Annotated in this window: 5 protein-coding genes; 4 read left to right on the top strand and 1 reads right to left on the bottom strand. The window is 72.0% G+C overall.

Annotated features, from left to right (window positions below; translation table 11 throughout):
* Positions 1 to 21 precede the first annotated feature (21 nt).
* From dop to prcA, 4 genes are all read left to right on the top strand, one after another.
* The gene (gene dop / locus FNQ90_RS11830) at positions 22 to 1533 is read left to right on the top strand and encodes a depupylase/deamidase Dop (protein WP_182606336.1); all 1512 of its coding nucleotides are present in this window, start codon (positions 22 to 24) and stop codon (positions 1531 to 1533) included.
* Positions 1534 to 1702: 169 nt separating this feature from the next.
* Positions 1703 to 1921, top strand: coding sequence for a ubiquitin-like protein Pup (locus tag FNQ90_RS11825; protein ID WP_182606335.1), 219 nt, complete (start codon positions 1703 to 1705; stop codon positions 1919 to 1921).
* Between the two features lie 203 nt (positions 1922 to 2124).
* Positions 2125 to 2970: a proteasome subunit beta gene (gene prcB, locus FNQ90_RS11820; RefSeq protein ID WP_143617218.1), complete on the top strand. Its 846-nt coding sequence runs from the start codon at positions 2125 to 2127 to the stop codon at positions 2968 to 2970.
* 23 nt (positions 2971 to 2993) lie between these two features.
* Positions 2994 to 3842 (top strand): proteasome subunit alpha, encoded by an 849-nt coding sequence (gene prcA / locus FNQ90_RS11815; RefSeq protein ID WP_182606334.1) that lies wholly within the window; start codon positions 2994 to 2996, stop codon positions 3840 to 3842.
* Positions 3843 to 3966: 124 nt separating this feature from the next.
* On the opposite strand, the gene FNQ90_RS11810 is transcribed toward prcA, so the two are convergent.
* The gene (locus tag FNQ90_RS11810) at positions 3967 to 5055 is read right to left on the bottom strand and encodes a LacI family DNA-binding transcriptional regulator (RefSeq protein ID WP_182606333.1); all 1089 of its coding nucleotides are present in this window, start codon (positions 5053 to 5055) and stop codon (positions 3967 to 3969) included.
* Between the last annotated feature and the right edge of the window lie 185 nt (positions 5056 to 5240).

The following is a 5240-nucleotide window of genomic DNA, read 5'->3' as shown; positions in this document are numbered from 1 at the left end:
CTGCCGGGCAAGGAGGGCCGCATGACTGTACGGCGTGTGATGGGCATCGAGACGGAGTACGGGGTCTCCGTGCCGGGGCACCCCAATGCCAACGCCATGCTCACCTCCTCGCAGGTGGTGAACGCCTACGCCGCGGCGATGCACCGGGCCCGCCGGGCCCGGTGGGACTTCGAGGAGGAGAACCCGCTGCGCGACGCGCGCGGCTTCGACCTGGCCCGGGAGAACGCCGACGCCAGCCAGCTGACCGACGAGGACATCGGCCTCGCCAACGTCATCCTCACCAACGGCGCGCGACTCTACGTCGACCACGCCCACCCGGAGTACAGCGCCCCGGAGGTCACCAACCCCCGCGACGCGGTCCTCTGGGACAAGGCGGGGGAGCGGATCATGGCCGAGGCCGCCCGGCGGGCCGCCGAGGTGCCGGGGGCCCACCCCATCCAGCTCTACAAGAACAACACCGACAACAAGGGCGCCTCCTACGGCACCCACGAGAACTACCTGATGCGGCGCGAGACGCCGTTCTCGGAGATCGTCCGGCACCTGACGCCGTTCTTCGTCTCCCGCCAGGTGGTCACCGGCGCGGGTCGGGTCGGCATCGGCCAGGACGGCGGTGAGCACGGCTTCCAGATCAGCCAGCGGGCCGACTACTTCGAGGTCGAGGTGGGCCTGGAGACCACGCTCAAGCGTCCCATCATCAACACCCGGGACGAGCCGCACGCCGACGCCGAGAAGTGGCGCCGGTTGCACGTGATCATCGGGGACGCCAACCTCTCGGAGATCTCCACCTACCTCAAGCTCGGTACCACCGCGCTGGTGCTGTCCATGATCGAGGACGGGTTCATCACCGTGGACCTGGCCGTGGACCAGCCGGTGCGCACCCTGCACCGGGTCAGCCACGACCCCGATCTGCGCGAGCGGATCACCCTGCGCAGCGGACGAACCCTGACGGCCGTGCAACTCCAGATGGAGTACTTCGAGCTGGCCCGCAAGTATGTCGAGGAGCGCTGGGGCTCCGACGCGGACGAACAGACGATCGACGTGCTCGCGCGGTGGGAGGACGTGCTCACCCGCTTGGAGACCGATCCCATGAGCCTGGCCGGTGAACTGGACTGGGTGGCCAAGCGGGAGCTGCTGGAGGGTTACCGCCGACGCGACGATCTGGACTGGGACGCCGCCCGGCTTCACCTGGTGGATCTCCAGTACGCGGACGTCCGACCCGACAAGGGGCTCTACAACCGGCTGGTGGAGCGGGGACGGATCACCCGATTGGTGGACGAGGAGCAGGTGCTCCGGGCCCGCACCGCGCCGCCGGAGGACACCCGCGCCTACTTCCGGGGCCGGTGCCTGGAGCAGTACGCCGACCACGTGGCGGCGGCCTCGTGGGACTCGGTGATCTTCGACCTGCCGGGCCGCGATTCGCTCCAACGGGTGCCCACCCTGGATCCGCTGCGCGGTACCCGTGCCCACGTGGCGGGGCTGTTGGACCGCTGCGCCACCGCCCGTGATCTGGTCCGTGCCCTGTCGGGGGGCTGATTCGCCGCCCGCTGGGAATGATCGGGGAAACGATCGGGACCCTCTCCCCGTCGGGGGTTCGGTCCCTCGGGCTCCTTCCGGGTTTTTCGGACGGTGAAAAGCCGGGCCGTTGTCGGCTCCGGCTTGTAGGGTCTGATCTTGACACGTCGAACCGATCGGGGTGAGGCAGATGGCGACCAAGGACACCGGCGGCGGCCAGCAGCGGGCGTCGCGCAGCAACGAGGACGTCGAGGAGCAGAGCGAGGAGACCGGCGTCTCCGAGGAGCTCAAGGAGCGCCAGGAGGCACTCGACGACGATGTCGACTCGGTCCTCGACGAGATCGACGAGGTACTGGAATCCAACGCGGAGGACTTCGTCCGCGGCTTCGTGCAGAAGGGCGGCGAGTAACCCCCGGCGGGGGTCGCCGCATGTGATCGTCGGGAGCGCCGAGGCGCTCCCGACGGCGTATGTGGATCATGCCCCCGCTGCGGGTAGGGTCCGTGGCGTACGCCGCTCCGTGCCGGGCGCGATCCCGGCCCGGAGCCCCGGTGGGGTCGCGGTACGCGCCCGGCACGGAGCGGCGCGCCGACTTCACCACTGGAGGCACATTCGTGACAGCCAACTTCCGGGACGGGGGCCGGCTCCCGGCGGCCTTCCTCACCCCGGGCTCCTCCTCGTTCCTGGATTTCCTCTCCGACCACGCCCCGGAGCAGTTGCCGGGCCATCGGCCCCTGCCCCCCGTCAAGGGCCCGGTGGAGGCCCCGCACGGCACGACGATCGTCGCCCTCATCTTCGACGGCGGGGTCGTTCTGGCCGGTGACCGCCGTGCCACGATGGGTCACATGATCGCCCAGCGGGACATCGAGAAGGTGTTCCCCGCCGACGAGTACTCCGCCGTCGGCATCGCCGGCACCGCCGGTCTGGCGGTGGAGTTGGTCAAACTCTTCCAATTGGAGCTGGAGCACTTCGAGAAGGTCGAGGGGGACACCCTCTCGCTGGAGGGGAAGGCCAACCGCCTCTCCGCCATGATCCGCGGCAACCTCGGTATGGCCATGCAGGGGCTGGCCGTCATCCCGCTCTTCGCCGGCTGGGACGTCGAGCGGGGCCGGGGCCGGATCTTCTCCTACGACGTCACCGGCGGTCGTTCCGAGGAACACGGCTTCGCGGCCGTCGGCTCGGGCTCGATCTTCGCCCGCGGCGCGCTGAAGAAGCTGCACCGCGAGGACCTGACCGAGGAGCGGGCCGCCACCGTCGCCATCCAGGCCCTCTACGACGCGGCGGACGACGACTCCGCGACCGGCGGGCCGGATCTCACCCGCCGCATCTTCCCGATCATCTCGGTGATCACCGGGGACGGCCACCGCCGTCTCCCGGAGGCGGAGGTCTCCGAACTCGCCCGGGCGGTCCTCGACGGCCGCCTCCAGCTGCCCAACGGGCCGCAGGCCCCCGTTCTCTGATCACAGGAAGGGACGGACAGCCGGTGTCGACGCCGTTCTATGTCTCCCCCCAGCAGGCCATGGCGGACCGCGCCGAGTACGCCCGCAAGGGCATCGCGCGCGGTCGCAGCGTCGTGGTCCTCCAGTACCGCGACGGCATCCTCTTCGTCGCGGAGAATCCCTCCCGGGCCCTGCACAAGGTCAGTGAGATCTACGACCGGATCGCCTTCGCCGCGGTGGGCAAGTACAACGAGTTCGAGAACCTGCGGATCGGCGGGGTGCGCTACGCGGACCTGCGCGGTTACACCTATCACCGCGAGGACGTCACCGCCCGTGGACTGGCGAACGTCTACGCCCAGACCCTGGGCACCATCTTCTCCAGCGTGGGGGAGAAGCCCTACGAGGTGGAGCTGATCGTCGCCGAGGTCGGCGAGGCGCCGACCGACGATCAGATCTACCGCCTGCCGCACGACGGCTCGATCGTGGACGAGCACGGTTCGGTGGCGGTGGGCGGCGACGCCGACCGCATCGGCGGCCGCCTCGACCGCGACCACCGGGACGACATGACGCTGGGCGAGGCACTGCGCCTGGCGGTTCGTTCCCTGGCCCGGGACTCCAACGGCGGGGAGCGCGAGCTGGCCGCCGACCAGTTGGAGGTGGCGGTGCTGGACCGCACCCGCCCCCAGCAGCGGAAGTTCAAGCGGCTGTCGGGCGAGCCGCTGGAGCGGTTGCTGGCGGAGACCGCCGGTGACGGCGACGGTCCCGACGACGGGAACGCTTCCGACACGTCGTCGGAGGGTGCCGACGCGTCCACCGAGGGCGCCGAGGGTCCGACCGACGGGAAGAACGAGGCCGAGGACGCCGGGAAGAAGTCGGGGGAGGGGAAGGAGTAGTCCGCACGCCGCGCAGCTCCCGACCCCGGGGCGCGGACCGCCGGGCGATCCGCCCGGCGGTCCGCGCCCCGCGTCGCGTCGGGTGATTCCCCGATCTGCCCCCGACCGGTTCCCGCCGGTCCGGTCACCCCGGTCCGGTCGGCGCGGGGCCGGTGGAGCCGCGCGGTACCAACCGCACCGGCAGGACCCGGTTCCCCGGCGCGTCGCCGTCCAGGACCTCCAACAGGGCGCGCATCCCCGCCCCGCCCATCTCCTCGGCGGGCAACCGCACCGTGGTCAGCTCGGGTTCCACCGCCGTGGCCAGGGCCAGATCGTCCACCCCCGTCACCGACAGGTCCTCCGGCACCCGCAGTCCCGTCCTGCGGGCGGCCTTGCACGCTCCGGCGGCCAGCACGTCGTCGTCGCAGACCACGGCGGTGGGGCGGGGCCGGGCCGCCAACAGCGCCTCCGCCACGACCGCGGCCGCCCGCACGTCCAGGGCCGCTCTGGCACTCCCCACCAGGGGGTGCCCGGCGGCGGCCAACTCGGCGGCCAGGGCGCGACCGCGCTCCCGGAAGGTCCAGGTGTCGACATCGGCCGCCAGGTGGACGATTCGTCGGTGCCCGGCCGCCAGGAGGTGCCGACCCGCCCACCGCAGACCCTCCGGGACGTCCGGGTTGACCGTCGCCGCGGCCTCGGTCCCCTCGGGATCGCTGTCCAGCATCACCAGCGGCAGACCGCCGCCCCGCAGCGCCCGCAGCGCCCGGGAGGCCATGGAGGAGGCGATCACGCCGTCCAGCGTGGCGCCGGCCGAGGCGAAGGGGTCCGGAGCCGGGCCGATGCCCTCGGGGGAGGGGAACAGCACCACGCTCATCCCCCGCTCGGCCGCGACGGCCGCCGCGCCGGCGTGCACCCGGGCGAAGAACTCGTTGGTCAGCGCGGGGACCACCAGCAGGATCGTGCCGGTGCCCCCGCTGCGCAGTCGACGGGCGGCGAGGTTGGGACGGTATCCGAGTTCCCGGGCGGCCTCCCGGACGGCCTCGGCCCGGGGCGGGGAGACCCGGCCCCGCCAGCGGTCCCGCAGGACCAGGGAGACGGTCGCCTGGGAGACCCCGGCCCGTTCCGCGACGTCCCGGCTGGTCGGCCGGGAGGGGCCGGCCGCTCCGGTGGGGGAGGGGCCGACCGGCTCCGTCGGGGTGCCCTCGTCCGTGGCCGCGTCGCCTCTGCGGTTCATCCGCCCGTCCGCCCCATTCCCTGTCGTCCGTCGGTCGTCCGTCGGTTGTCCATCGCGTGGCATGCCGTCCGTGCGGTTCCGGCCGCCCCTGCCGGGAAGGCCGGTTCCGCACCCCTGCCCGGGGCGCCCCATGCTACGTTTGGCGGGTTCGGTTATACGTATGACGTACAGGATGTCCCCGGCGT

The organism is Streptomyces alkaliphilus, assembly GCF_014141535.1.
Lineage (GTDB): Bacteria > Actinomycetota > Actinomycetes > Streptomycetales > Streptomycetaceae > Streptomyces > Streptomyces alkaliphilus.
Note: the sequence above shows the minus strand (reverse complement) of the source record. Positions and strands in the feature narration are given on the sequence as shown.

What these genes read in the sequence shown, in the direction of transcription:
- dop (WP_182606336.1), top strand. Translation starts at nt 22, where the DNA reads ATGACTGTACGGCGTGTGATGGGCATCGAGACGGAGTACGGGGTCTCC.
- FNQ90_RS11825 (WP_182606335.1), top strand. Translation starts at nt 1,703, where the DNA reads ATGGCGACCAAGGACACCGGCGGCGGCCAGCAGCGGGCGTCGCGCAGC.
- FNQ90_RS11810 (WP_182606333.1), bottom strand. Translation starts at nt 5,055, where the DNA reads ATGAACCGCAGAGGCGACGCGGCCACGGACGAGGGCACCCCGACGGAG.